The sequence below is a fragment of the Anaerolineae bacterium genome (assembly GCA_035529315.1).
GTDB lineage: Bacteria > Desulfobacterota > Desulfobacteria > Desulfobacterales > ETH-SRB1 > Desulfaltia.
Genome location: DATKWZ010000030.1, coordinates 65,259 through 91,777, shown reverse-complemented (window position 1 = coordinate 91,777; position 26,519 = coordinate 65,259). Strand labels below are relative to the sequence as shown.

Below are 26,519 nucleotides of genomic sequence, written 5' to 3'. Positions count from 1 at the left end.
TGCTTCTCGGCAGGATTGAGATATTTGCGTTTATGCTGTTTTTTATGGTAAAATTATAAAAACGAGTAATTGTATCTTAATTAAAAAGTTTAATGGAGAATAAATAATATGATGATAATGGGACATCGCGGGGCTGCGGCTATTGAACCGGAGAATACTCTGTTATCTATTAAAAAGGCAATGGACATTGGTGTAGATGCTGTGGAAATTGACGTGCATCTGAGCAAGGACAAAGAAATAATTGTAATACATGATTCAACTCTTGACCGGACGACCAGCGGAACCGGACCGGTTAATAATTATACCTTATCTGAACTAAAAAAATATGATGCCGGAAAGGGTGAGTCTGTTCCAACTCTTCAGGAGGTTATGGAATTAACTGATAAAAAGGTTAAGCTTGTAATTGAGCTCAAGGAGAAAGGTACGGAAAGAATAGTTGTTGAACAGATAAAAAAGAACGGTTTTGAAGACAATGTTTATGTTATTTCATTCTGGCACAGACTTGTAAAAAACGTTAAGGAAATAGACAGCAATATTAAAACAGGCGTTCTCATGGTTGGATGTCCTGTTGACACAAGTATTGCGGATCAGACATCGGCTGATGCGCTGGTTATGAAATATGATTTTGTTGACGCGGAATTAGTTGAATTATCTCATAAAAACGGTTTGAAAGTTTTTATATGGAACATAGATACTCCAGATCTTGTTAAGCCTTTTGCCGATATTGGTGTTGATGGTATTGGAAGCAATAACCCCGGCATGCTGGTAGATTACTTCAGGCGATCAGGGATATAGTCAACCCGGGTTCAAATTTCTTAATAAAGAAAGGAGTCGCATAATATGAATCCTTATACTGTAATCAGCATTTTTACTCTGCTCGCCGGTTTTTCATGGGTCGTGCTTTCCTATAATCATTATGCTGAACTTAAAAACTGGCATATCAGCAAATGGTATGAAAAAAATACCTCTCTGATAAAAATTGCCGGCTTGATTTCTTTACCAGGTTCAGCACTTGCTTCTGCTTACCTGTTTCAGTGGTGGAGCCCATTTATAGTACTTATTATTGGTTTCTGCTTAGCTCAGTTAATGACAAGTATATTTAAAAAGAATGTGCAGTACATAGCATTAGTGGGCACTCCAATCTTACTTTTTACAGGCATAATAATTTTACACAATATTTAACATAAAAATAGTTCGCTTCCCTTCCGTGCGGGCCACGCAGGTATCACCCCACCTGTTTCTTTCGGAGTTTGTGTAAAGATTAGGAAGAAAATTGCAAAAGAAAATCAATGTTCATTTCTTGACGATACAAACTTATAAACTGAGGAATGTCCCATAGTCCAACGAAGCGCCAGGATACACAAGAAAGGTCTTGACTGCGTGATATTTGACATGTAAGCTGGCAATTATCATGATATATGACGGTATTCATGGCAATATTGTGGAGGCGAGTGATGTATGTTAAAAGGCAATTGGATTTATTAGGGATTCTACAAGAAAAATCTTACTTTTTATTCGGACCGCGTCAAACAGGAAAGACATCCTTAATTCAACATACGTTAAATGAATACAGGTATTACAATCTGCTTCAAACGGATGTTTATCTGAAATTAAGCAGAGCGCCCCAAAGACTTCGCCAGGAAATAACGGACGATGACAAGATTGTTATCATCGATGAGATTCAGAAGCTGCCGATTCTGCTTGATGAAGTACATAACCTGATTGAAGAAAAAGGGATTCATTTCCTTCTTACAGGGTCCAGCGCCAGGAAGTTGAGAAATAAGGGTGTGAATCTGCTGGGAGGGCGCGCCAGAACCAGGCACCTGCGCCCCTTTATTCTCAATGAGTTAAAGGGGAATTTCCAATTACTGAAAGCCCTGGATACAGGCTTGATCCCTTCTATCTATTTTTCCACTGCACCATTTGAAGATCTGGAGGCATATGCGGGAAATTATTTAAGGGAAGAGATTGCAGCGGAAGCCATCGTTCGGAATGTGCCTGCATTCAGCAGATTTCTCACCGTGGCCGGGCTGTGTAACGGTAAAATTATTAATTATACGAACATAGCAAGCGATGCACAGGTTCCAAGATCAACGGTGCAGGAATATTTTCAGATTCTACGCGACACGATGCTTGGCGATGATCTGCCTGCATGGCGGAAATCCGTCAAACGAAAACCGGTTTCCACCTCTAAATTCTACTTTTTCGATATAGGAGTCGCCAGATTTCTGCAAGGTCGTAGGGGTCTGAAGATGAGATCTCCGGAATTTGGGGAGGCATTTGAAGCTTATATCCATCATGAGATAAAAACCTACTGTGATTACAAGCGGGGGTGTGATCTGTCTTACTGGAGGGCAACCTCAGGTTTTGAGGTTGACTTTGTTGTTAACGGAAAAACAGCGATTGAGGTAAAAGGTAAGGCAAATATCACAAAAAAAGACTTCAAAGGATTGACTGCGATAAAGGAAGAAGAACTTTTAGAAAATTATATATTGGTCACTCTTGAAGATACCCCCCAAAAAGATGGAGATATATGTATCGTTCCCTGGAAAGATTTTATTACAAACCTGTGGCAGGATGCGTATGTATAATAATCTCCCTAAACGCTCGCTCCGCAATGCGAGGCTTTTCGCTTCAGCCCACCTGTTTTTTAACATACCCTCTTGGATCTTGATTAATTAAACAACAAGGGTCAAAGGCAGACCCCATCTCCCTATGTCAACATATGAAGGAGCGTCCCATAAATGCCCCTAATTTCATAATTTCCAAATCAATTACCCGCGCTTGCATAATATGGCGATGGGACAGTCGGATATGCCCGATAGACATGATAATAAACATCTTCGGCCTTTTTATATACATCGTTTTGAGTATAAAACGCCACAGGCAAACCGCCAGCTTCATCCCATAAGAAATTTCGTATTAATACTTTCACATCATCTCTTGTAGGCTCCTTGTCTTGCCACCTATACAGATACTTCAATTTTGCTTTCAGTGTTTTTAGCAGTTCTTTGGCTACCTTCTTTATCTTTTGGATTTCCTGAGATTTCAAATCTGTTTTTATCAAAAGGTCATATATAGCCAGCGTCTCCTCATTCAATCCCTCTCGCACTGCTCGGCTTTCTTCCTCGTCCAACTCTTGCACAAATTTCAACAATGCCTCAAAGGTGGCCTCAATATTCTGGCGGTCTTTTTCTTTATTGTACTCATTGATTATCTTTTCATAATGTTCCTGAAAATCTGTCCGGAGCGGATTTCTTTGGATGAGCCGTGCCAGTTTTTTCTCAATCACGCTTTTCAGGCTTTGAACAGTGGTGTTTTTTGTTTTAGCGTGTTCAAATTCCGCCCGCAACCGGTTAAAGTCAACTTTGCTGATATCATAAGCCTTGTTGGGTTCTTTGCCTCTGTCGGGTGTAACGGTTATCGACTCATCGATAACTTCATGAAGCTGTTTAATGATATCGCTGATATCCGCTTTATCTCGGTCTTTTTGCAGGCTTTTGTAGATGATATTTATTGCGCTGTATTGGTTGCGATAAGTATTTACACCAGGAATTGTCAGGCACGCTTTAAATTTAATAAACACTTCGCGGCACATTACCTCAAACTTCTTTCTGGTTTCATCATTTTCGTTCACCGCTTCTTTAGCCGCGACAATCGCCTTGTTTCTCTCAAAACCGCTCGCGTTGATGATTGCATCAAGAGGCGCTTTTCGCTCATTAAGAAAATCGCTTACCAGGCCAATCGCTTGTTTTAATCCTTCGAGTAATTCTTCTTTAGTTCTGGTTGGATCCAGTTCATCCGGCCCCAATCCACCGGGTCTGCCGGTATCGCCTGTACCGGTGAAAGTAGCGAGAGCTTTGCGTAAATTTTTGAGGATACCGCAATAATCAATAATAAGGCCGTTATTTTTATCGCCGTTTACCCTGTTGGCACGGGCAATCGCCTGCATCAGCGTATGGGCTTTGAGCGGTTTGTCCAAATAAAGGTTTGCCAGACTCGGCACATCAAACCCGGTTAACCACATAGCGCAGACTATCGCGATTCTAAATGGATGTTCTTCTTTCTTAAAAGCGGAATCCACATCAATTCGTTTTCCATCGGAAAGTTCAAAGCCATTTTTAATAAGCCGCCGATGAGATATGATATCAAAACCCCATTTTTTGAACTTGTCGACCTCGCCTTGCTCTTCACTCACAATCACCGCCATCTTTGTCTCTTTCATCCAGATGAGCTGATTGGAAAGATAATCCTTTTCTTCCCCTGCGGCCATTTTCCAGGATTCTTCTATTTCCTCTTCTTTCTGATCCCAGTATTGCCTTATCAATTCATACATCCGCACACAGGTTAATTTATCGATGCATATAAACATCGCCTTGCCTGCTTCCCAGGAAGTGGTGTAGTGATAGACAAAATCCCTGGCGATTTGATTGAGCCTCTTTTTCGCCGTAATGATATGGTAATCACGCTTGAGTTCTTTTTGCAGCCTCTGACTTACATCAATATCATTAATTTCAATCTGTTCCAGTTTTTCGGCGATGCGCTCATTAATATCGTTCGTGGCTACACCCAAGGTGTCGCCACGCGAGTCATAATAGAGCGGGACCGTAGATTTATCTTCCACGGCACGCTGAAAATCGTAAGTGGAAACATAATCACCAAAGACCTGCATGGTGATTTGATCGTCTTTAAATAGCGGTGTTCCCGTAAATCCGATAAAGTTGGCATTCGGCAGAGCATTGCGCATATTCAAGGCCAACGCGCCGTATTGAGTGCGATGCGCTTCGTCAGTAATTACAATAATGTCATCGCGTTTGGTATATCCCTCACCCGGATCTACATCCTGATTGAATTTTTGTATTGTTGTAAACAGATAGGCTTTGTGCTGCGTCATCAGTTCGGCCAAGTGTTTACCACTACCGGGGCGGCAAGGATTTTTATCATTATCAGCCACACCACATCCGGCAAAGGTTTTATATATTTGGGTATCCAGGTCCTCGCGATCTGTGCAGATTAAAAATGTATAATTACCGCCGATTTTACGGTGCACTTTGGCGGTAAAAAACACCATCGAATAACTTTTCCCGGCGCCTTGCGTATGCCAGAAAACGCCGAGTTTTCCTTTGACTCTTCCGGGATCATGAAGGGCTTTGATAACCTGATTCACGCCAAGATACTGATGGTTTTTCGCCAGAACTTTTATCTGCCTGCCGGTGGAATCGTCATAGATGATGAAGTTTTCAAAAATATCCATGAAATTCTTTTTATCGCAAACACCTTTTAAAAGTGTTTCCATATCCACCACGCCCGGGTCGGATTCGGACAAGCGCTTCCACTCATGAAAATGCTCATAACCGGCAGTAATAGTGCCGATTTTTGCTTTTTCGCCGTTTGCCAGCATAATAATAGCATTATGATGAAAAAAATGCGGGATAGTGTCTTTGTAATCGGCAAAGTTTTTTGCGTAAGCGTTTTTAAGGTCTTTATGTATGTTTTTGCATTCAACGAACAACAACGGGATGCCGTTTACAAACCCGACGATGTCAATCCGACGTCGATATAAATCACCCTGTACCCACAATTCCCGGACCGTCAAAAAGTGATTTCTTATCGCTTCATTAAAATCAAAAATCTTGAGCCGTTCCTTTTTTATCTCGCCATGTTCTCCCTGAAAAGAAACCAGCACACCATCTTTGAACAGTTTGTATTTATCATAGTTGGAAGAGAGCATTGACTGGCTCTGGGAATAATTTACAACTTGTCGTACTGCCTCGTCGTATGCGGTTTCGGGAAGTCCTGGATTGAGTTCTTTAAGAGCGTGCCTGAGATATCGTATGAGTACCACTTCACGATCGGATTTTCTCCCCAAAAGACCATCCTGTCCAAAAGTTTCCTGATTATAGGCATACACCGAATCCCAACCGAGTTTATCTTTTAAGTAATCGACGGTTGTTTGCTGGACCAATGTATCTTCGTTCAAGTAGGTCATAACTCATTCCTCTTCCGAATGCCCGATCAGCCCTTTGGCGTCTTTTTCTTCCAGTTCCAGCTTTGGAGGTACACCCTTTACCCTTTTCTCGACAAGCTTTATATGTTCGGCAGGAGGTAAATGCTCAGGAGGTGTTCCACCGATACGTTTGATAGCGTCTCTAACCTCCTTGCCTACACTTTCATGGGTTCGTATGGCAGCCTGTTGATCCCTTATCCGTTCGCGCGCCAGCTTGTCACGCGTCTGGGTCATGCGGAACTGGTTTGCAGCAAGTTCGGTTGTATCCATCCTGTCCATCAGATTTTCTTTTTCGGGTATCCTTTTAAATCGCTTAATGGCGTCACGCCCCATACCACCGTACATCCCTTTATATCCTGCATCATGAAAAACACCAAACATCTTGTCATGAACCCCTGCTTCCCGCGCTGCGCCCGACAGGGCTTTAAACTCCTCAGCGGTCTGTTTGCGAAGCTCCAACCGTTCTAAATCGGCAGTAACGGCATCAGAAATTTCCTGTCTGCGCGCCTGAATTGCAAAATATTTTTGAGCATTTGCGATTTCAGGTTTGCGAGGATCTCCATTCTGAGCAATCAAATAACAGGCAAATCGGGACAGATGGTAGTCATTAACCAATTGCACTGCACCTTTTCCACCCTCTATCGGTTTGCCGGCGCCGGCAAAGTGATAGCGAGGTTCATTCCCTGAATTTTTACAAGATGTTATTGCCCTTTTAACGGCGTCTTCAAATCTCCTCCATTGCGTATATCCCAAAAGAGGCTGAATCTCCCGCGCGCTCCAATATTCCGCTCCATATTCATTTATTTTCTTCAGGTCTTCAAAAGACTTGCTTCCCATTGATACCAAATGTTTATCCGACATACCCTCCCCCAAAATAAAGAAATAATATCAAGTGTTCACAGCTCATCATTTCATACCTCAATCGCGCCGCTCATCAGCCGCGGCAAAAGCAAATCACGGGCTTGGGCGAGTTTTTGGTTTTGAATTAATAGCTGGATTATCTCACTATTTATCAAACTAAATATTTCATCAAACGACTCAAGCAATGGATCGGGTGGAAGAATTACCTTTTGCTCTCCAAGCTTAATGGGGCTCAAATTTTGCTGAGCGGAACCATAAGATAAATTTTCAATTCTCTTTTGCATTGTTGGGCTATCAAACATCCAATAAATATAGCTTTTAGGTAATTTGTTTTTCGATTCGATTTTTGCTACGCGTTGGTTTAGTAAAAAGTTCTCACCATATACTAAACAGACTCTTCCAACATTGCCCGTAAGAGACATTAAAATATCGCCATTAGATAAAAAACAATGTTTTCTCATTGCATTTGGGGTGTCGTCCAAGTAATCAGTGCATTGAGGAATAAAACTGCCTTGCTGAACATTTTTTATAGTTACAATTCCGTACTTACCCTCTTGTTGATATGATGTGCCTTTAAATGCATGGCCTCCCAAAAGAGAAACGAGGGTATTTATCTTTTCTTTCTCCCACCCATCCGGCACGCCATCGACTATCTTTACTTTTCCATATCCCGGAAAGCGGAAATACACAAACCACTCGCGGAATAATAGCCGCGCCGATTCTTCCAAAAGCTGTATCCGTCGGCGGTTGGTGTAGATAAGGTCGTCGTAGGCATATACAATGTCAATAATGCTTCGCTGAGTGTCAATATCTGGCAAAGTAATTTTTAAATTGTCCAGCACCGGTTTTGTTAAATACTGCGTTGCAGCTCCTATTGAAGCACTTTTGAAATACTCTAAAACGGGGCGAAGAGAGAAATAAACAAATTTGTTTAATACTTTATTCCTATCTTTTGATTCTATAATGTAAGTCCTTTGATACGCATTAAACTTCCCTTGATAATATTTTAGTGGAAATATCCCATTAGCATTGTTTCCTCCAAGTAACACCGCCTCTGTATCGAATGCGAATTTATCTATACTGAATGTTTCTTGAGCACAAGTAAAAAAAGGGTATTTGCCGCCTTCAACAGCAGCATTAGAATCAAGCTTGCCTGTTCTGATTGTACAAATATGACCTAATTTCGATTTTTGACTTGTTTTCATATCTCTATCTTCTTAAAATTTTCACTAATTTTTTTTGCTAAATCGACAGCTTGGGCGTTCAGGCCTTCCAGCTCGGTATGAATAGTGCGCATGGTTTCACCAAAGTCAAAATCCGGGTCTTCCTCCTCCGGTGCTACGCCCACATACCTGCCCGGGGTCAGGCTCCAGTCGTTTTCTTTCAGTTCGGCTTTATCCACCAGCTTCACCAACCCTTCCACATCGCGGAGTTTTCCTTCCGGGAATCGCTCGATGAGCCACTGCGCTTGGTGATGAAAATAGCGGGCTAATTTAAGTTGTTCTACCGCTGTGTCGCGCGCCGCTTCGGTTTGTTTTTTGAGGATGGCAATTTCTCGCGTATTCCACTTGTCGCTATCTTTGGAGTTGTGGGTATTGAGGCACACATCAATCAAACGGTTGGCGAGCCGATACATCAGTTCGGCTTCTTTAATTAGCTTATTGTTTTCCTCTGCGAGTGGTTCCAATTCTTTGAGCGCTGCGGCAAGTTTAATAGTGTCTTTATTTTGCTTTTTCCACCAGGCGGTTTTTTCTTGCGCCAACTTGGCAAATGCCTGACTTCCGCTGGTGTAGTCTTTCAGACAGTCGGCTAACTCTTTAACTGTTTCTGCTTGTTTCCCGCCTTTAGCAAGTGTAGCCATAAATGGTTGAATCTCTTTATTTAATTTGGTAAAAATAGTTTCATAGTCTCGTGCCGGAGCGATGCTTTGCACGGCTTCATTAATCGTGGCGGAAATATAATTCACTACCAAGTGATGAAAACGCTTCGTCTCACCCCGATAAAGCCATACGATGGAAAGAATATTTTGCAATTGCTCCGGTGAAAATTCCCAAATTTTCCTGCTTCCCTTTAGTTTACGAGCAACATTCCGCGCATCGATCATCAGTACCTTATCTTTTAGATTCTCCGGTTTAGATTTATTAAAGAACCAAAGCTCACATGGAACAGTACGTGTATAAAAAAAGCCTGATCGGATTGCGATCATGATATCCACATGACCGGTCTCAATCAGCTTCTCCCGCACTTTGGCTTCAGTGTTGCCTGCACTTGACGCCTGGGACGACATTACAAATCCAGCCCTGCCTTGTTCGGTCAAGTAACTGTAAAAATAACTGATCCAGACATAGTTGCCGTTGCTGACTTTGCCTTTCTTATTCACTCCGGGCAGGCCAAAAGGCAAACGGGGATCGTTTTTGATTTTGTCGGCATCAATTTCATCCACATTAAACGGCGGATTGGCCATCAAAAAGTCGGCTTTCTTATACAGATTATGCGGGTCTTCATAGTAGGTAATCGCTTTTTTGATATCACCCACCAAGCCATGCACCGCCAGATTCATTTTTGCCAGGTTGATCGTGGTGGCGTTTTTCTCCAGACCATAAAAGCTCAATTTATCGTTTGGATTTTCGTGCAGATTTTCTACAAAACGCGCACTCTGAACAAACATCCCGCCGCTGCCGCAGGCTATATCCAGCACTGTTCCTTTTTTGGGTTCCAGCACATTGGCAATGAGTGCTACCAAGGATACCGGCGTAAAAAACTCGCCGCCGTCATGCGCTTTTTGATCAGCGAACTGTGTGAGAAAATATTCATAAATTCTTCCAAATACATCGCCGGATACTTTTTTAAGTTCTTCAGGATTCAACCCCCGCAGCAGTTGGCCCAATATTTCATTATCCAATTCACGATATTCTTTTTTGGGCAACACGCCGCGCAGAGTGTCATAATCTTCTTCAATTGATTCCATTGCATCAATAACTGCCTTGGCGCGATCATCGCTGTCTTTGAGAGCTACGAGATAATCAAATTGAGCTTTGGGCTGTAGAAAAATAGCGGATTTTTTGCTGAAATCCTTTTTTGTCAACGCCGGGGTTTTGCCCCCGCGCATCGGCAGGCTGGCAATGATTTCATCTTTTACCGCCAAATACCGGCTGTAGGCATGGCGCAAGAAAACCAATCCCATTACCGGCATAAAATATTCATTGCTTGCATAATTGGAATTTGCCCGGAGCGTATCCGCCGCGCTCCAGAGTCTTTTCTCTATTGCTTCTATATTTTCCAGTTGTGACATGGTTTTATTTTACTTAAAAAGTAATCCTTTTTCCTTAAAACTGATATAACCGTCATCGGTGATGATGATATGGTCAAGTACTTCAATATCGAGAATCGTGCCCGATTGGATCAATTTTTCAGTTAGCTTGATATCCTCATCAGACACTTCCGTGTTTTTTGATGGATGATTGTGCGCCAATATGATGGAAGAAGTAAAGTGGCGTATAGCCGGTTCAAAAACTTCGCGTGGATGCACCAGTGTTTCCGTCAATGTGCCTATAGAAATAGTTTCTTTATGAATGAGTTGCTTGCGAGCATTGAGATACAGCACCATAAAATATTCTTTTTGCTTACCGCGCAAATCGGCAAGCTGGGCAACCGTGTCTCTTACGGAATCGAGGATGGGAAGAGAATTATTAAAGGAACCAACCGCGCGACTGCCAAGCTCCAAAGCCGCCTTGATCGTAATGGCTTTGGTATCTTCCAGCCCCTTAATACCTTTCAGATCATCTATTGAAACTGCCAAAAGTTTTGATAAGGGATATTTTTTCAAAGTTTCCTTAGCAATATCCAAAGCGCTTTTACCGGCCCGCCCGATACGAATCAGGATTGCCAATAACTCGGCATCGCTTACATTCTCCGCTCCCTTTTCCGACAGCTTTTCTCGGGGCCGCTTATGTTTTGGTAAGTCTTTGATTTTTGGCATAGATTTTCCTCAAGTTTATAATGTTTATTGTATTTCATTTCCCCTTATAAATAAATCATTTTCAGAACGAGCTAAAAAAAGGGGGTCAAGTCTGCCTTTGACCCTTATTAATGCTGTCTTGTATTTTCCCTATCTGTTTTTTAATTTTCCTGTCGTATTTTATAAGCTTCGAAACTCTTCTGTTATTAAGGTTTTTGTCTCTTATTGTCTTTCATGGGTCAAAGGCAAACTTGCCCCCTTTTCTTCGGTGCGATGTTGTCGAGATCAGATTGACCTCCGAGTGCATGCGCTTTTATGTGATCAAAGTGAACATTTTCAGTCTCAGGGATGGGGTGGCCAGTCGCAAAACAATTCCTGCCATGCCGTTTTATAATGATCTCTTTTTCCTCAGCATTGAGTTGCCTTTTCATCGTAATTGCCATAACCCCTTTTTCCTCCTTATAAATATGATTCTTTGCTTACTGCACAACGTGAAGCTGAGCCGCCGCGCACGACTTTTCTATTCGCGATGAAGATCACGCGGTCGGCCTCAAGCGTCTGGTTATAGGGCGCTTTTATTCCTTGGTATCAAAAATAGCCTCTTCGGGATTTTTAATTGCAGAAAGAATATTCTCTGCAACCTTGTCAATTAATTTCTGCCCCCAAAAAGGATCGTTTACATCGTAATAGATAACTCGAATATGATTTAAATCAAAGGGAACATCTTCTTCGTTCGATGAAACTAGAACAACAGGTTTTTTTAGAGCATGTGCTATACCAAGTTCATAATACACATTAGGGTTTCTACTGGTAAGCTCAGCAATTAGAATCTTTGCTGAATTTATACCTGCCCAAATTTGATCAATTATTTTTCCTGTACCAAATAATTCATCATCAGCACGAATAGGTTTTAAACCTGCCTTCTCAATAGCGGTTTTATATATTTTTTCATAATAGCTGCCAAGTGGGTTAGCAAATGGCATCATAACAAAGCAAGAATCATCAGATTTAACCTTTACTGATCGTTCTAGTTTTTTAAAGGTTTTATTTGCTTTAGCTTGACCAGCGCCTTCATCTTCTAACGCATTTACAACCCGATATTTTCCTTCGTGTTCTGTAATGAGTTTTGCAAATGTTAATGTGTCAAAGAAAATTGATTTAAACTCACTCAACTTTGATTGTGGAATTTTAAATTTATCAGTTAATGCGTTATCAAAAAATTCCATATCTGGAAGGTTTTCACCGCGATAGTGAGTATAAATGTCAGAGATCACAGGGGCTTTCATAGCGGCTTCTTGTACACCTGACAGATAATCATTGCTTTCTTGAGGTTTTAGAATCTTTCGAGCTATATCAGTTAACCGTAATTTTCCGGATTCAGGGCGCTCAATTAATCCATATTTAATTGCAGTGTTAATCTCAACTGCATATGGCCCTTTGTTGTACTTTACTCCAACATAAGTTGCAGTTTCCTCATCTGTGCACGGTTTTCCTGCATTTTGTTCCAAGATACCTTTGGGAATTCTTAAAGCTTTTTCTATAGATGACCTTGGGTAATTAGGAACCTTGGGTGAGCTGGGTCTTTTGGCCTTTTTTGGTTTAGTTTCTTCGGTCATTTTATCTCCTTAAGTTTTGGTGTTCATGCCCTATAACGTATTGTATTAAGCAGAAAAAAATCTGCATATTAACGCTATATATTTTCTTTATAATATCGTATTGCTGTATTTAATACAGTTTTAAGAGGGATGTAATGGGCTGTTTATGGAATGCTTCTCAAGTTTATCAGCTTGTATCGCAGAGGAAGAGGGCAGCTAAGTTCTTTTTCAGTTCGAGGTTCAGATCCAGGGTTGTGAAGCAAAAAGCCCCATCCTTCATGTTGCTAAAAGAAATGGGGCTTTATTTTTTTGTAATCCAGTTACAGGTCACATGATCCTCCTTGTTTGAGGTTCAAAAACATACCAAAATTAATTTGAAACACTGTATATCATGTGAACATGCAAGTCAATTTAATTTGCCGTCTTTTCGATGAGTTATCTTTGATGGATTCGTAAAAAGCAAAGACAGGCAACGCTGTTTATCAGGCGAACCTTAATTTAATGAGGATAATTATTTATTTTCTCTGCGATCTTTGCGTCTTGAGCAAAGCGGGCGGTTGATACTTGGATATTTTCTAAAGATGTGCTGAATTGTGTGGAGGCGGCAATCAGATTCGAACTGATGAATAGCGGTTTTGCAGACCGCTGCCTTACCACTTGGCTATGCCGCCGGAACACCAAAGCTAAAAATAAAAATGGAGCGGGAAACGGGATTTGAACCCGCGACTTCGACCTTGGCAAGGTCGCACTCTACCACTGAGTTACTCCCGCTCAGAGATTTATGAATATTTTACAAAAACAGCAATTTTGTCAACAAAAAACTGGGTTATATTTTGAGATGCTTTTTGAACTTCATAAAATAATCAACTCCCGACCAGACCGTTAATATCAGAGCCGCCCATAAAAACATGGTTCCGATTGCATGGAAATTTACACCAAAACGAGGATAATGGAATAAAAGAGGTATGATAGCTGCTATCTGAAACCCTGTTTTATATTTTCCAAGACTTGATGCTGCAATATCCTCTCTGTTTTCAACGGCAAAATTACGCAGGCCGGTTACGGCGATCTCGCGGCCTATAATTATGCAAACAATCCATCCGGGAACCCAGCCATGAGAGGCTAGCATGATAAAGGCCGAAGCAACGAGGAGCTTGTCGGCAACCGGATCCATAATCCTTCCAAACTTGGATTCAAGTCCATGAAGCCTTGCAAAATAGCCGTCCAGATAATCGGTAATTGCCGCGGCGCTGAATAAAAGGGCTGCAATAAATGTGAAAAATTTGTTCGGAAACACCATTAGAAACACAATGACCGGTATTACCGCCATGCGATATAATGTCAGCTTGTTAGGATTGCTGAGTAAATCTTTTATCTTGTCTTTAGAAATCATTCTGTCTGATTACTTCTTTGCCTTGTTCCAGTCATCAAGAAAGGCTTTAATCCCTTGGTCGGTCAAGGGGTGGGCGGCAAACTTGGCAAGCACCTTATATGGTATGGTAGCAATATCGGCGCCGATTAACGCCGCGTCAAGAACATGGAGCGGATTCCTGACACTTGCCACAATAATCTCCGTATCAAATGCATAATTGCCGTAAATTTCAACAATCTGCTCTACCAGAACCATACCCTCATTAGATATGTCATCTAAACGTCCGATAAAAGGGCTTACATAAGTAGCCCCCGCTTTTGCCGCCATAAGGGCCTGAAGAGGTGAAAAAACCAGGGTGACATTTGTCTTTATTCCCTCTTCCGAAAGCTTGCGCGTAGCCTTTATTCCATTAACCGTCATGGGGATTTTAACAACTATGTTATCATGAAGCGCTGCAAGATGCCGAGCCTCCTTGACCATGCCTTCAGTATCAAGACTGATAACTTCCGCGCTTACAGGTCCATCCACAATCTCGCAAATCTCTTTAATAAGTTCTTCAAAATCACGGCCTTCTTTTGCAACCAGACTTGGGTTGGTTGTAACTCCGTCAACCATGCCCATGCTGTTAGCATCCTTTATTTCTTCTATATTTGCAGTATCAATAAAAAATTTCATCTGTTAAAACCTCCTAAACGTCCATTTTTGAATGCTTTGCAATAAATTTATCTCTGCATTCTGTGCCGCAAAAATACAGATCCTTTTCGTCAATCTTTAAATGTACCCCGTTTCTCTTTGGGAAATATGCCTCGCAATAAGGATCTTTTACCATTACATCGTCGATTTCACCGGCAGCCTCGCGGGAAACCTTGGTTTTCGATGACCCGCCTTGAAGCATCCATGACTTAATCGCCCTGTATGCAAAGTATATTAATCCTAATATTATTAAAAACCGCATCTATATCAAATCCTGCTCTTTCAGCTCTCTTACTATTTGCCCATCATCATCCAGGCTGTCTAACAGGCATTGCATATCCTTTTTAAAAACAGGATGAACAATGTGTGGACCTATATCACAAATAGGCTTTAAAACAAAGCGTCTTTTATGCATCCTGGGATGAGGGATGATCAGCTCAGGTGAATTTATTATAATATCATCATATATAAGGATATCAAGATCAAGTATTCTGGGGCCGAACCTTTCGGCATTATGATTGCGACCCGCATTGCCTTGAATTAATTTTAGTTTATCTAAAAGCCGGAAAGGATCTAGTCTGGTCTCAATTTTTACAACAAGATTTACAAACCAATCCTGATTTATATAATCAACCGGTTCGGTCATGTAAAAAGGAGATATGCTCCTTATAATAGATGTTTTCGATTCTGCCAGGGAGGTCAGGCTGTTTTTGCAGTTTTCAAGCCTGCTTCCCATGTTTGACCCTATGGAAATATATGCGATATGGCCATAATTCATTTAAAAGCCGACTGAGCCGATTCTTTCAAGAACCTCTTTCAATCTTTTTTTACCGACGGTTAAGGCCATTCTTATATATCCTTCTCCTGCCGCTCCAAATCCATTGCCCGGAGTTACGACTATGCCTGCCTCTTTCAGAAGGCGGCCTGCTGTTTCCGTCGAAGAATATCCCTTTGGAACCTCAATCCAGAGATAAAATGTAGCCCTGGGTCTTTCCACCGAAAATCCAAGATCAGCAAGACCGTCAACTAATATATCACGGCGGGACGCATATTCTTTGTTTATCTCCTCTAAACCGGTCTGGTCCCCTTCCAGGGCAGCTATGCCCGCAATCTGGATCGCCTGGAACGCACCTGAATCGATATTGCTTTTCACCTGGCCAAGCGCCTGTATTACCTCGGCCCTGCCGACCGCAAACCCGATGCGCCAGCCCGTCATATTATATGTTTTTGAAAGTGAATGAAACTCTATCCCCACATCCTTTGCGCCTGGGGTTTCAAGAAAACTTTTCGGTTTGTATCCATCAAAAGCCATCTCAGTATAGGCTGCATCGTGACAAACAATTATATTGTTCGTTTCTGCAAAAGCGACCGTTTCTTCAAAGAATTCCCCGGTTGCAACCGCAGACGTCGGATTGTTGGGATAATTAATAAACATCATCTTTGCTTTCCCCGCGATCTCGTCAGGCACAGCCCCTAAATCAGGCAGAAAATTATTCTCCTTTATAAGATCCATGAAATATGTCTGACCGCCCGCAAACCTCACCCCGATATCATAGACCGGATAGCCCGGACTTGTTACAAGAGCCGTATCTCCGGGATTAATAAAGGCAAGGGGTATATGGGCTATCCCTTCCTTGGACCCTATCAGCGTGACAATTTCCTTCTTATAATCAAGATCTACATTAAATCTGCGCTTATACCATTTCGCAACCGCCTTGTTGAAATCATCCATGCCTGTATATGATGGATATCTATGATTTGCCGGATCCAGCGCCGCCCTGTTTAAAGCTTCAATTATATGCGGAGGGGTCGGCATGTCGGGATCCCCTACCCCCAGGTCAATGATATCAACACCTGACTTCCTGACCTCTTCTTTTTGCCTGTCTATTTCCTTGAACAGATATGGCGGCAATGAATTTAATCTGTCCGATTTTTCGATTTTAATCATTATTTTTTATTCCTCAAACTTCCAGGCATCCTCATAAACTTCTCCCCTGTAAATAATGCGGGCATCCCCCTCAAGATAAACATCGTAAAAAATGTCTTCCTTTTCCTTGTAGTAAACATAAAGATTCTGCCTGCTTTTAGTTCTAATATTAACAGGAGATTTGATTTTTGACTTTTTTGCCGTTACAAGAGCCCCTGCTACCGCACCTGTGCCGCATGCCAGGGTTTCATCTTCGACTCCGCGCTCATAAGTCCGTATGGCAATAACGCCATCCTGCCGCGGGCATATGAAATTTACATTTGTTCCTGCAGGAGCAAACCTCTCGTGAAACCGCATCTCCCTGCCAAGATTAACAACATCAATATCATCAATGCTGTCAAGCATAATTACCACGTGAGGAACGCCGGTATTAACACTGCTGATAAACAAAGGCCCGTTTTTAAGGTCAATGGAATAATCGACTTTAAGATTCACAGGGTCCGGCATCTTAACCTTAACCAGATGGTTTGTAACCTGTGCGGAAACTATCCCCGCATCTGTTTCAAATGACATCTCAGGGCCGGCGATCCTGTTTAAATATGCAAAACGCGCAACACATCTTGCCCCGTTTCCACACATCTCGGCAGGGTTTCCGTCAGAATTAAAAAAACGCCACTTAAAATCAACCAAACCAGACTTTTCTACCAATATTAATCCATCAGCGCCAACAGACATTTTTCTGCGGCACACATTTGCGACAAAATTTTTCAGATTCTTTTCATCAATAATCCTGTCCCTGTTATCGATTATGATAAAATCGTTTCCGCTGCCGCTTACTTTAAAGAATTCAATATGTTTCATAATTTTAAGAAAGAAGTGCTCAACTAAAAGTTGAGTAACATTTTAGCCTTTTGAAAAAGACTCTGACAGGATAACAGGATATATAACTTACTGAACTCATACGTGGTTTCAAGTATTGTCTTAATGTTTGTTGTTGGTGCCGTTGTCGAAGCTTAAGGTATAATATTTCGCTTTAAAAATTTATTTTGGCCCTTACCGTTTAAAGAACTAACGTGTTACAAAGTCTCTAATTTTCTAAAAACGGCGGTATCGATTCTCCTGCTATCAGGTCAGTATAATCCTGGCGTTTTTTTACAACATAAAACCGGTCGTCCTTTACCATAACTTCGGCAACGCGCAGCCTTGAACAGTAATTAGACGACATTGTAAATCCATATGCGCCGGCGCTCATCACCGCTAGAAGATCGTCTCTCTTTACATTAGAAATCCTGCGATCTGCGGCCAGGAAATCTCCACTCTCACAGATAGGCCCTACAATATCCGCTGTTATCAGCTCATTTTCAGACTTTACAACCGGTTCAATCGCATGAAATGCTTTATAAAGGCTCGGACGCGCCAGATCGTTCATGCCCGCATCAACGACAATAAACTCCTTGTCTTTGCCTGATTTTCTATAAAGAACTTTTGTGACCAGTATCCCTGCATTTCCTACAATGACTCTGCCGGGCTCTAAAATAAGTTGAAGCGGCATCCCTTCAAGAGACTTAACTATTGCTCCCGCGTAATCATTAAGCTCAGGAGGAGATTCATCATTATATGTTATTCCAAGGCCACCGCCTATATCAAGGTATCTTATTTCAATCCCCGAATCCTTCAGTCTGTTTATCAACACCTTGATGCTTTTCAGCGCATCTACAAAAGGCTGCACCTGGGTAATCTGTGATCCGATATGACAGTCGATTCCTATTACATTAATATTCTTTAAGCTCTTTGCAACCTTGTAGCATTCACTCGCGGTCTCAATGTCAATACCAAATTTATTCTTTTTCAGACCCGTTGAAATATATGGATGTGTTTTGGGATCAACATCAGGATTTACCCGGATTGCAACAGGAGCTCTCAATTTTAAAAAGCCGGCTCTTTTGTTTATAAGTTCAAGCTCTTCAAGAGATTCGACGTTAAACATCATGATGCCTGTATTAAGAGCGTAGTCGATCTCATCTATGCGTTTTCCAACGCCTGAATAGACAATTCTATCGGGCTGAAAGCCGGCTTTTAATCCGCGATAGAGTTCCCCTCCTGAAACAATATCAAGGCCGCTTCCAAGACCTGCAAAAAGTTTTAAAACAGCAAGGCTGGTATTTGCCTTTGCAGAAAAACAGACAAGCCGTTTTATGCCGTCAAACGCATCGTTAAAGGTGACAAAATGACGCTTTAATGTGGCATGACTGTATAAATAAAAAGGGGTGCCGACCTTTTGAGCGATGGTTTGAACCGGAACATCTTCACAATAGAGTTCATTGTCACGATAATTAAAATGATGCATAAAATTGCTGCTCGTTACTGGTGATTAATAATAAAATTGCCTGAATTAATGACATTGAGCCGTTAGTGGTCAAGTTCTATATAATTGGAGTCTTTTCCAAAAGCTCCTGTTTTTGTATAAACGGCTACCTTATAGATATATCTGCAGCCCTTTTCCAGGGTTTCCCTGTAGGTTATTTTTTTATTTATATCCTTTTCTACAATAGGAATATCGGCAATTTTCTTAAAACGCACAGGACACTTTTCACAGACAGGCTCGGAAAGAGATGTTTTTGATTTATATACAATAAAACCGCCCAAGCCTGATGCGATCTTCCCTTTTTCATCAGGAATGGTCCAGGCAAGCTCGAGAATATCACCGTCTATACTTGAATTTAAATTATCAACCACAGGCGGCCCGGCCTGACCTGGAGGGACAGGATCTGTCTTTCTGCCGCATCCAAAGGGAAAAACAACAATGCAGAGCAGAATTAAAAATATTATTGCGGCCAAACCTCTGACAAAGCCTTTATTCATCAGCATGCTCCACAGCATTAAGACCCTTTTCAGCGGCCTTTATAGCAGCCAGAACATTTTTTCTGGCGGTTCCGCCAAAAGATGTCCTGCGATTTATCATCTGATCTGTGCTTAAAATATTAAAAACATCCTTTTTAATCAGGCTTGAAAAAGGTTTTAACTCTTTTAATGTAAGTTCGTGCAGTTCTTTATCATTGTCCAGCGCATAGCTTACTGCTTTGCCTGCGCAGGTATGAGCCTGCCGAAAAGGCATTCCCGCGGTCACAAGATAATCAGCCAGATCTGTTGCATTTAAAAACCCTTTGGTTGCGGCCTCACGCATTGTCTCTTTGTTGATTTTCAGCTTGGGAAGCATCGACGAATATATATCAATGCAGGCTTTTAAAATATCAACCGTATTAAACAAAGGCTCTTTATCCTCCTGCATGTCCCGATTATAGGCAAGCGGTAATGATTTCATAATGGATAAAATGGCCATCAGATTCCCAAAAACACGACCGGTTTTCCCGCGGACCAGTTCAGGAACATCAGGGTTTTTCTTTTGGGGCATGATACTGCTTCCTGTGGCAAATGAATCAGGAAGGTCAATAAAACCGAACTCATATGTGGACCATAAAATAACCTCTTCCGATAAGCGGCTGAAATGCATCATGCATATACTTGCCGCTGATAAGAATTCAATGATAAAATCTCTGTCTGAAACCGAATCTATACTGTTTCTCGACACCTCTTTAAATTTAAGAAGCTTGGCCGTGTAATCTCTGTCGATCTGAAATGTTGTTCCGGCAAGGGCTCCGCTTCCGAGCGGCATTACATTTATCCGTTTCAGACAGTCCCTGAATCTGTCCGCATCCCGCAAAAACATCTCATAATAGGCCATCGTATGGTGAGCCAAAAGCACCGGCTGCGCTCTCTGCAGATGGGTATATCCAGGCAAAATAGTATCAATATTGGCCTTGGCAAATAACAAAATAACTTTTTTCAGATTAATGAGGCTTTTAATAATCTTTGCGGTCTCATCTCTAAGGTACATACGCACATCCAGGGCCACCTGATCATTACGGCTCCTTGCTGTATGAAGCTTCTGGGCAACCTTTCCTACCACATGGAGAAGTCTGGATTCAATATGCATATGGATATCCTCCAGACCATCATCAAACAGGAATTCTTCTCTCTCAAATTCCTTTTTTATATTGCTAAGGCCCTGTATTATTGATGAAGAATCCTCTTCTGTAATAATCGACGCCTTTGCAAGCATACTGCAATGAGCGATACTGCCTTCAATATCATAAGCATAGAGCCGCTTATCCACATCTATTGAAGAGGTAAAAATCTCTACGCCTCTATCTGTTTTTTCTGAAAATCTGCCGCCCCATGGCTTTTCTGTCATATATAACCTCTTAATTAGAATTGAATATTGTCGATTGAAAATTGGAGAAATAAATCTTGATGACTTCGTAAAAAGTCGAAAAGTTCTCTTTTCCGTCATTCTGGCAAAAGCCGGGCATGTAGTGAAGTGTTAGCGCTATCCGGTAATTACAAATAGTTGTCTCTGTGGTCTCCGTGTGCTCTGTGGTAAATTCGGCTTTTTACGAATTCATCATTTTTTGAATACGCAATCTTAGTGCATTAAGGCGGATAAAGCCTTCGGCATCTTTCTGGCTGAAAACACTGTCTTTTTCAAATGTTGCAAAATCCTCACTGTAAAGGGATTGATCTGATTTGCGCCCAAGAACACGGCAGTTTCCCTTATATAGTTCTAAGCGCACAACCCCTGAAACATTATGCTGGGTCTGGTCTATCATAGCCTGCAGAAGCTTCATCTCAGGTGAAAACCAGAAACCATAATATATGATTTCAGAATATTTAGGTATCAAAGAATCCCTGAGATGCATTATCTCTCTGTCCATGGTAATCGATTCAATCGCTATGTGGGCTGTCCTCAATATAGTGCCACCGGGGGTTTCATATACTCCACGGGATTTCATGCCGACAAAGCGGTTTTCAACTATATCTGCCCTGCCTATGCCGTTACGGCCGCCAAGTCTGTTTAGCTCCTTAAGCAGATTTGCCGGCGACAGCTCTTTACCGTTTATTGCAACCGGATCACCCTCCTTAAAAATTATTTCAATTATTTCAGGCTTGTCAGGCGCGTTCTCTGGCGAAACAGTCAATGTAAACATATTCTCAGGCGGTTCCTGCCAGGGATTTTCAAGCACGCCGCCTTCGTAACTTATATGAAGGAGGTTTCTGTCAGAGCTATAAGGTTTTGCCGGGGTTGTCGGAACAGGTATGCCGTGTTTTTCTGCAAACTCCATAAGGGATGAGCGAGAGTTAAGCGTCCATTCACGCCATGGAGCAATGATTTTAATGCCTGGATTAAGCGCAAGATAGCTCAGCTCAAATCGTACCTGGTCGTTCCCCTTTCCTGTAGCTCCATGGCTTACGGCGTCCGCCCCTTCTATCTGCGCTATCTCAATTTGTCGTTTCGCTATAAGGGGTCTGGCAAGGGATGTGCCTAAAAGATACTGGTGCTCATAAATGGCATTTGCGCGAAAAGCCGGAAATACATAATCCTTAACAAAGGTCTCCTTAAGATCATCTATATAAACCGCTTTAGCGCCGGTCTTTAATGCTTTTTCTTCTAAATGATCAAGCTCCTCTTCCTGCCCTAAATCGGCTGAAAATGCGATCACTTCGCAATCATATGTCTCAATAAGCCATTTTAATATAACTGATGTATCAAGGCCGCCCGAATAGGCTAAAACCACCTTGTTTATTTTATCAGACATGATATTATCCTGTTTCCATTACTTACCCATCAATACTTCAAGCACCGCCTTATGCATATGGCGTTTGTTTTCAGCCTGATCCCAAACAACCGAATTAGGCCCTTCCAGCACCTCTTCGCTAATCTCTTCACCCCTGTGAGCCGGCAGGCAGTGCATTACTATAACATCTTTCCGTGCCTTATCAACAAGCTCTTTATTTACCTGAAAAGGCTTAAACGCCTGCTTTCTTTCAATTTGCTCGGTCTCCTGTCCCATGCTTGCCCATACATCGGTATATATCACATCTGCATTATCCGCTGCCTCAACAGGGTCCGAGGTTGTCATAATCTTGCCGCACTTTCTCTTAAGCGCCTTTTCGACAACTTTACTGTCAGGATAATATCCTTCAGGACAGGCTAATGTAAGATTAAGCCCGAGGACAGCAGCAGCATTTATCCATGAATGAGCCACATTATTGCCGTCTCCAACCCATGCTATTTTTAGGTCTTTATATCCCCCCTTGTGCTCTATCACGGTCAAAAGATCGCTTAAAACCTGGCATGGATGATAAAGATCGGTCAGGGCATTTATTACCGGAATGGAAGCATACTCTGCAAACTCATTTAACAGATCCTGCGAAAATGTCCTGATAGCCAGGCAGTCCAGGTATCTTGAAAGAACCCTGGCAGTATCCCTTACCGGTTCATCCCTGGCGATCTGAGTATCTTTGGCGCTGATAAATATAGAGGTTCCGCCAAGCTGAACCATTGCCGTCTCAAAAGACAGACGGGTGCGTGTCGAATGTTTATCAAAAATAAGGCCTAGTGTTTTCCCTGCAAACGATCTATTGGAAATCCCTTTATTATGTTCCTTTTTAAGCTCAAGCGCCCGCTTAAAGAAGATCTCAAAATCTTCTTTGGACAGGTCTAAAAGTGTTAGTATGTCTTTTTTCAATTCAATCCCGCCATCAATATTTCATCCAGGCATTTTATCAGGGAGTTTATCTCATCCTTTTCTATGATAAGGGGAGGAATGAATCGCAGGATATTACCCTGAACGCAATTTATCAGAAACCCTTTTTCCATGCATTTTTTCACAACAGGCCCTGCGTCTGTTTTAAGTTTTATTCCAAGCAGCAAACCGATTCCGCGAACATCTGTAATGGAATCATGCCTGTCTTTCAGCCACAAAAGTCTTTCCTTAAAATAGGCTCCGACCTGCAAGCAATGGTCTATAACCCTTTCCCTGACAAGCGTCCTGACAACTTCTAATGAAGCAGCGGTAACAACCGGCGTGCCTCCAAATGTCGAAGCATGTGAACCCGGCCCGAATGCCTCGGCAATATGCTCTTTAGCCAGCATAGCTCCTATTGGTAATCCATTGGCAAGCGCTTTGGCCAATGTCATGATATCAGGCTTAATCCCGAAATGCTCATAAGCAAAAAGTTTTCCGGTCCGTCCAATTCCTGTCTGTATTTCATCAAAAACCAGCAAAACCCCTGTTTTATCACAAAGCCGCCTCACGTCTTTAAGGTATTCGGCATCAGGGCAGCGGACACCCCCTTCACCCTGGACAGGCTCTATAATAACCGCGCATGTAGATGTGTTTATTTTATTTTTTAGCGCGTCAATATCGTTAAAAGGCACAAAATCAAAACCTTCGAGTAATGGGTCAAAACCCTGCTTGATCTTGTCCTGGCCGGTAGCAGAAAGGGTGGCCATGGTGCGTCCATGAAAAGATTTCTCCATGGCTATTATCCTGTTACGGTGCAGATCTCCTTTATCATTGAAATATTTTCTGGCTAATTTTATTGCAGCCTCGTTTGCTTCAGCGCCGCTGTTGCAGAAAAAAACCCTGTCTGCAAAACTGTTGTCGACAAGCCATGACGCAAGCTCTACCTGGGGAACAGTATAATAAAGGTTCGACACATGAAAAAGGGTGTTTGCCTGATCTGACAAAGCCTTTGACACTGCTGGATGCGCGTGACCAAGGTTGCAAACGGCGATCCCCGCTACAAAATCGGTATAAGCCTTGCCTTCGCTGTCCCAGACGGTGCATCCTTTGCCCCTTGTGATTACAATCGGAAACCTGTTATATGTTTTTGCTATAACCTTATCAGCTCTATTTATTATATCGGTTTTCATATTATAACTTCAGTTCCGATCCCTTTGTTGGTAAAAAGCTCCAACAATACGCAGTGACGTTTGCATCCATTAATAATGTGAACCTTTTCAACCCCGTTTTTCAGTGCGTCTAAAGCGCATTCAAGCTTTGGAATCATACCCCTGGAAACGGTTTTATCCTGAATCATGTTATTTATCTTTTCAGCATTGATTGAAGATATTGTCGAGCCCGAGGCATCAAGCACTCCGTCAACATCTGTAATATAAATAAGACGTCCGGCTTTCAGCGCTATGGCCATCCTGCTTGCCACATGATCAGCATTGATATTGAATGTCTCTCCGGAATCTCCAACCCCGACCGGAGCAACAATTGGGATAAAATCCTCTTTAGTCAGCGTATTGATAATATCAGGATTAATATGTGTAATCTGTCCAACCAGACCTGGATCAATTATTTCAGGCGGCTTATCAGCATCCTCCTGATATTTGATATGGAGTTTTTTTGCCGATATAAGTCCTCCATCCTTGCCGCTTAAGCCGACTGCTTTTCCCCCGTATCGATTAATCCCAGCGACAATCGCCTTGTTTACCTTGCCCCCAAGTACCATCTCCACAACATCCATAGTCTGCTCGTCGGTAAAACGCATTCCTCTGACAAACTTTGGATCTATCCCCATTTGCTCAAGGACTGAGTTGATCTGCGGGCCGCCGCCATGCACAACAATCGGGTTGAGCCCAATAAATTTCAACAAAGTGATATCCTGGGAAAAATCGGCCTTTAACTGCTCATCAACCATTGCATGCCCGCCGTATTTAATTACAATGGTCATCCCGTAAAAACGACGTATATAGGGAAGAGCTTCAATGAGTATGTCTGCAACATTTGGAGTCATAATAAATCGCTGCGCTCTAATTTTAAATTATGAATGTTTAATTTAAAATTAAGAACTAAAAATTCAAAATTATTCTGTTAAAGGATATATCTGCTAAAATCTTCGTCATCCTTGATATCCTTAAATTTATCATCAACATACTTTCCGTCGATTACAATCCTTTTTTCTTTCATGTCAGGAGCATCAAAGAGTATATCCTCAAGCAGATGTTCCATCAGTGTATGGAGTCTCCTTGCCCCGATATTTTCAGTCAGATTATTAACCTCTTCAGCAATTGCCGCGATTTTCGCCACAGCATCATTCTCAAAAATCACATCAATACCTTCTGTCCTTAAAAGCTCCAGGTATTGAAGAAGCAACGCGTTTTTCGGTTCGGTAAGTATCCTGACGAACTCGTCCTTTCCAAGGGAATCAAGTTCTACCCGGATCGGGAACCTGCCCTGAAGCTCGGGAATTAAATCAGAAGGTTTAACTGTGTGAAATGCGCCTGAAGCAATAAAAAGGATATGGTCTGTTTTCACGGGACCGTACTTGGTTGTAACACCGCACCCTTCCACTATGGGAAGAAGATCCCGCTGCACCCCTTCCCTGGACACATCAGGGCCGTGGCTGTTGTTTTTACTCACAATTTTGTCTATCTCATCAAGAAAAATTATTCCTGTCTGTTCAACCTTTTCAATTGCCTGGCTTACGACTTTCTCCATATCCACAAGATTTTGAGCCTCTTCCTGAGATAAAATCCTCATGGCTTCAGGAACTTTAAGCTTCCTTCTCTTTGAGCTTTTTGGCATTATGCCGCCCAACATATCCTTAAAGTTAATGCCCATCTCCTCTATCCCCATGCTCGAGAATATCTCCACAACAGGCACAGCCCGATCTGAAATATCAATGTCAACATACCGGTTGTCAAGTTTTCCTTGCCGAAGCATTTCGCGAAGTTTTTCTCTTGTTGAGGATGATTCATCATCATTATGCGCCATAAAATCGATTGGGATTTGTTGTGCGGCTTCACTATCCTGCTTTTGCTTTGCTCTTGGTTTTGGAAGCAGAAGGTCAAGCATTCTTTCTTCGGCAATCTGCAGCGCTTTTTCTTCCACCGCTTCCTGAGCCCTTGCTTTAACCATGTTTACGGTAAGTTCCAGCAGGTCCCTTACCATTGATTCAACATCTCTGCCCATATATCCGACTTCGGTAAACTTGGATGCCTCAACCTTGGTAAATGGTGAATCTGTAAGCCGGGAAAGCCTCCTCGCTATCTCTGTTTTTCCCACTCCTGTTGGGCCGATAAGTATAATGTTTTTTGGCGCAATTTCATCGCGAAGTTCTTCGGGAACCTGTTGCCGACGCCATCTGTTTCTTAAAGCAACAGCTACTGAACGCTTTGCCTTGTGCTGACCAATAATATATTTATCCAGCTCTTTAACGATTTCTGATGGTTTTAAATCACCCATGTTAGT

The 26,519-nt window shown here is 42.1% G+C and carries 23 protein-coding genes and 2 tRNA genes; 3 read left to right on the top strand and 22 right to left on the bottom strand.

The features are described from left to right. Nucleotides 1-108 precede the first annotated feature (108 nt). From VMW78_05810 to VMW78_05800, 3 genes are all read left to right on the top strand, one after another. Nucleotides 109-795: a glycerophosphodiester phosphodiesterase family protein gene (locus VMW78_05810; protein HUV50517.1), complete on the top strand. Its 687-nt coding sequence runs from the start codon at nt 109-111 to the stop codon at nt 793-795. Nucleotides 796-840: 45 nt separating this feature from the next. Continuing rightward, nucleotides 841-1,182 (top strand): hypothetical protein, encoded by a 342-nt coding sequence (locus VMW78_05805; protein HUV50516.1) that lies wholly within the window; start codon nt 841-843, stop codon nt 1,180-1,182. A gap of 272 nt (nt 1,183-1,454) precedes the next feature. Next, on the top strand, nt 1,455-2,591 hold the full coding sequence (locus tag VMW78_05800; GenBank protein HUV50515.1) for an AAA family ATPase: 1,137 nt from the start codon (nt 1,455-1,457) through the stop codon (nt 2,589-2,591). Between the two features lie 179 nt (nt 2,592-2,770). Here the strand turns inward: VMW78_05800 and VMW78_05795 are convergent, their stop codons facing one another. From VMW78_05795 to hslU, 22 genes are all read right to left on the bottom strand, one after another. After that, nucleotides 2,771-5,989 (bottom strand): type I restriction endonuclease subunit R, encoded by a 3,219-nt coding sequence (locus VMW78_05795; GenBank protein ID HUV50514.1) that lies wholly within the window; start codon nt 5,987-5,989, stop codon nt 2,771-2,773. A 3-nt stretch (nt 5,990-5,992) separates the two neighbouring features. Next, complete coding sequence (gene dinD / locus VMW78_05790) at nt 5,993-6,868, bottom strand: DNA damage-inducible protein D (GenBank protein ID HUV50513.1); 876 nt, start codon at nt 6,866-6,868, stop codon at nt 5,993-5,995. Between the two features lie 50 nt (nt 6,869-6,918). Further along, nucleotides 6,919-8,073, bottom strand: a complete 1,155-nt coding sequence (locus tag VMW78_05785; GenBank protein HUV50512.1) for a restriction endonuclease subunit S — start codon at nt 8,071-8,073, stop codon at nt 6,919-6,921. Continuing rightward, entirely contained in the window at nt 8,070-10,160 is a 2,091-nt protein-coding gene (locus VMW78_05780) for an N-6 DNA methylase (GenBank protein ID HUV50511.1), read from the bottom strand. Before VMW78_05780 ends, VMW78_05785 begins: the two co-directional genes overlap by 4 nt. 9 nt (nt 10,161-10,169) lie before the next feature. Next, nucleotides 10,170-10,847 (bottom strand): DNA repair protein RadC, encoded by a 678-nt coding sequence (gene radC, locus VMW78_05775; protein HUV50510.1) that lies wholly within the window; start codon nt 10,845-10,847, stop codon nt 10,170-10,172. A 554-nt stretch (nt 10,848-11,401) separates the two neighbouring features. Continuing rightward, nucleotides 11,402-12,442: a hypothetical protein gene (locus VMW78_05770; GenBank protein HUV50509.1), complete on the bottom strand. Its 1,041-nt coding sequence runs from the start codon at nt 12,440-12,442 to the stop codon at nt 11,402-11,404. 575 nt (nt 12,443-13,017) lie between these two features. Then, nucleotides 13,018-13,092 (bottom strand) — tRNA-Cys (locus tag VMW78_05765). A gap of 25 nt (nt 13,093-13,117) precedes the next feature. Then, nucleotides 13,118-13,192, bottom strand: a tRNA-Gly gene (locus VMW78_05760). 55 nt (nt 13,193-13,247) lie between these two features. Then, nucleotides 13,248-13,814 (bottom strand): CDP-diacylglycerol--glycerol-3-phosphate 3-phosphatidyltransferase, encoded by a 567-nt coding sequence (gene pgsA / locus VMW78_05755; protein ID HUV50508.1) that lies wholly within the window; start codon nt 13,812-13,814, stop codon nt 13,248-13,250. Nucleotides 13,815-13,823: 9 nt separating this feature from the next. Then, the gene (fsa, locus tag VMW78_05750) at nt 13,824-14,468 is read right to left on the bottom strand and encodes a fructose-6-phosphate aldolase (protein HUV50507.1); all 645 of its coding nucleotides are present in this window, start codon (nt 14,466-14,468) and stop codon (nt 13,824-13,826) included. A 13-nt stretch (nt 14,469-14,481) separates the two neighbouring features. Next, nucleotides 14,482-14,748 carry a hypothetical protein gene (locus VMW78_05745; protein ID HUV50506.1) on the bottom strand — a complete coding sequence of 89 codons (267 nt, stop codon included), beginning with the start codon at nt 14,746-14,748 and terminating at the stop codon, nt 14,482-14,484. Beyond that, nucleotides 14,749-15,264, bottom strand: coding sequence for a 2-amino-4-hydroxy-6-hydroxymethyldihydropteridine diphosphokinase (gene folK / locus VMW78_05740; GenBank protein ID HUV50505.1), 516 nt, complete (start codon nt 15,262-15,264; stop codon nt 14,749-14,751). It lies immediately after the preceding gene. Further along, a complete protein-coding gene (locus tag VMW78_05735) occupies nt 15,265-16,434 on the bottom strand; it encodes an LL-diaminopimelate aminotransferase (protein ID HUV50504.1) in 1,170 nt (389 codons plus the stop codon). A gap of 6 nt (nt 16,435-16,440) precedes the next feature. After that, nucleotides 16,441-17,274, bottom strand: coding sequence for a diaminopimelate epimerase (gene dapF / locus VMW78_05730; protein HUV50503.1), 834 nt, complete (start codon nt 17,272-17,274; stop codon nt 16,441-16,443). A gap of 226 nt (nt 17,275-17,500) precedes the next feature. Continuing rightward, complete coding sequence (gene lysA / locus VMW78_05725) at nt 17,501-18,760, bottom strand: diaminopimelate decarboxylase (protein ID HUV50502.1); 1,260 nt, start codon at nt 18,758-18,760, stop codon at nt 17,501-17,503. Nucleotides 18,761-18,822: 62 nt separating this feature from the next. Next, entirely contained in the window at nt 18,823-19,275 is a 453-nt protein-coding gene (locus tag VMW78_05720; protein HUV50501.1) for a hypothetical protein, read from the bottom strand. Then, nucleotides 19,268-20,665 (bottom strand): argininosuccinate lyase, encoded by a 1,398-nt coding sequence (argH, locus tag VMW78_05715; protein ID HUV50500.1) that lies wholly within the window; start codon nt 20,663-20,665, stop codon nt 19,268-19,270. The genes VMW78_05720 and argH overlap by 8 nt, the downstream gene beginning before the upstream one ends. A gap of 199 nt (nt 20,666-20,864) precedes the next feature. Continuing rightward, on the bottom strand, nt 20,865-22,070 hold the full coding sequence (locus VMW78_05710; protein HUV50499.1) for an argininosuccinate synthase: 1,206 nt from the start codon (nt 22,068-22,070) through the stop codon (nt 20,865-20,867). 15 nt (nt 22,071-22,085) lie between these two features. Further along, nucleotides 22,086-23,000, bottom strand: a complete 915-nt coding sequence (gene argF, locus VMW78_05705) for an ornithine carbamoyltransferase (GenBank protein ID HUV50498.1) — start codon at nt 22,998-23,000, stop codon at nt 22,086-22,088. Then, entirely contained in the window at nt 22,997-24,190 is a 1,194-nt protein-coding gene (locus VMW78_05700; protein HUV50497.1) for an acetylornithine transaminase, read from the bottom strand. The genes argF and VMW78_05700 overlap by 4 nt, the downstream gene beginning before the upstream one ends. Then, complete coding sequence (gene argB / locus VMW78_05695; protein ID HUV50496.1) at nt 24,187-25,062, bottom strand: acetylglutamate kinase; 876 nt, start codon at nt 25,060-25,062, stop codon at nt 24,187-24,189. Before argB ends, VMW78_05700 begins: the two co-directional genes overlap by 4 nt. 77 nt (nt 25,063-25,139) lie before the next feature. Continuing rightward, nucleotides 25,140-26,513, bottom strand: coding sequence for an ATP-dependent protease ATPase subunit HslU (gene hslU, locus VMW78_05690; protein HUV50495.1), 1,374 nt, complete (start codon nt 26,511-26,513; stop codon nt 25,140-25,142). Nucleotides 26,514-26,519: the final 6 nt, after the last annotated feature.

Excerpts from the sequence above, each read along its gene's own strand:
- VMW78_05785 (HUV50512.1), bottom strand. The coding sequence starts at position 8,073 with ATGAAAACAAGTCAAAAATCGAAATTAGGTCATATTTGTACAATCAGA.
- VMW78_05700 (HUV50497.1), bottom strand. The coding sequence starts at position 24,190 with ATGAAAACCGATATAATAAATAGAGCTGATAAGGTTATAGCAAAAACA.
- VMW78_05770 (HUV50509.1), bottom strand. The coding sequence starts at position 12,442 with ATGACCGAAGAAACTAAACCAAAAAAGGCCAAAAGACCCAGCTCACCC.
- VMW78_05745 (HUV50506.1), bottom strand. The coding sequence starts at position 14,748 with ATGCGGTTTTTAATAATATTAGGATTAATATACTTTGCATACAGGGCG.
- VMW78_05800 (HUV50515.1), top strand. The coding sequence starts at position 1,455 with ATGTATGTTAAAAGGCAATTGGATTTATTAGGGATTCTACAAGAAAAA.
- lysA (HUV50502.1), bottom strand. The coding sequence starts at position 18,760 with ATGCATCATTTTAATTATCGTGACAATGAACTCTATTGTGAAGATGTT.
- VMW78_05780 (HUV50511.1), bottom strand. The coding sequence starts at position 10,160 with ATGTCACAACTGGAAAATATAGAAGCAATAGAGAAAAGACTCTGGAGC.
- VMW78_05720 (HUV50501.1), bottom strand. The coding sequence starts at position 19,275 with ATGAATAAAGGCTTTGTCAGAGGTTTGGCCGCAATAATATTTTTAATT.
- VMW78_05810 (HUV50517.1), top strand. The coding sequence starts at position 109 with ATGATGATAATGGGACATCGCGGGGCTGCGGCTATTGAACCGGAGAAT.
- argB (HUV50496.1), bottom strand. The coding sequence starts at position 25,062 with ATGACTCCAAATGTTGCAGACATACTCATTGAAGCTCTTCCCTATATA.
- folK (HUV50505.1), bottom strand. The coding sequence starts at position 15,264 with ATGAATTATGGCCATATCGCATATATTTCCATAGGGTCAAACATGGGA.
- hslU (HUV50495.1), bottom strand. The coding sequence starts at position 26,513 with ATGGGTGATTTAAAACCATCAGAAATCGTTAAAGAGCTGGATAAATAT.
- radC (HUV50510.1), bottom strand. The coding sequence starts at position 10,847 with ATGCCAAAAATCAAAGACTTACCAAAACATAAGCGGCCCCGAGAAAAG.
- fsa (HUV50507.1), bottom strand. The coding sequence starts at position 14,468 with ATGAAATTTTTTATTGATACTGCAAATATAGAAGAAATAAAGGATGCT.
- VMW78_05735 (HUV50504.1), bottom strand. The coding sequence starts at position 16,434 with ATGATTAAAATCGAAAAATCGGACAGATTAAATTCATTGCCGCCATAT.
- dinD (HUV50513.1), bottom strand. The coding sequence starts at position 6,868 with ATGTCGGATAAACATTTGGTATCAATGGGAAGCAAGTCTTTTGAAGAC.
- VMW78_05795 (HUV50514.1), bottom strand. The coding sequence starts at position 5,989 with ATGACCTACTTGAACGAAGATACATTGGTCCAGCAAACAACCGTCGAT.
- dapF (HUV50503.1), bottom strand. The coding sequence starts at position 17,274 with ATGAAACATATTGAATTCTTTAAAGTAAGCGGCAGCGGAAACGATTTT.
- argH (HUV50500.1), bottom strand. The coding sequence starts at position 20,665 with ATGACAGAAAAGCCATGGGGCGGCAGATTTTCAGAAAAAACAGATAGA.
- VMW78_05805 (HUV50516.1), top strand. The coding sequence starts at position 841 with ATGAATCCTTATACTGTAATCAGCATTTTTACTCTGCTCGCCGGTTTT.
- pgsA (HUV50508.1), bottom strand. The coding sequence starts at position 13,814 with ATGATTTCTAAAGACAAGATAAAAGATTTACTCAGCAATCCTAACAAG.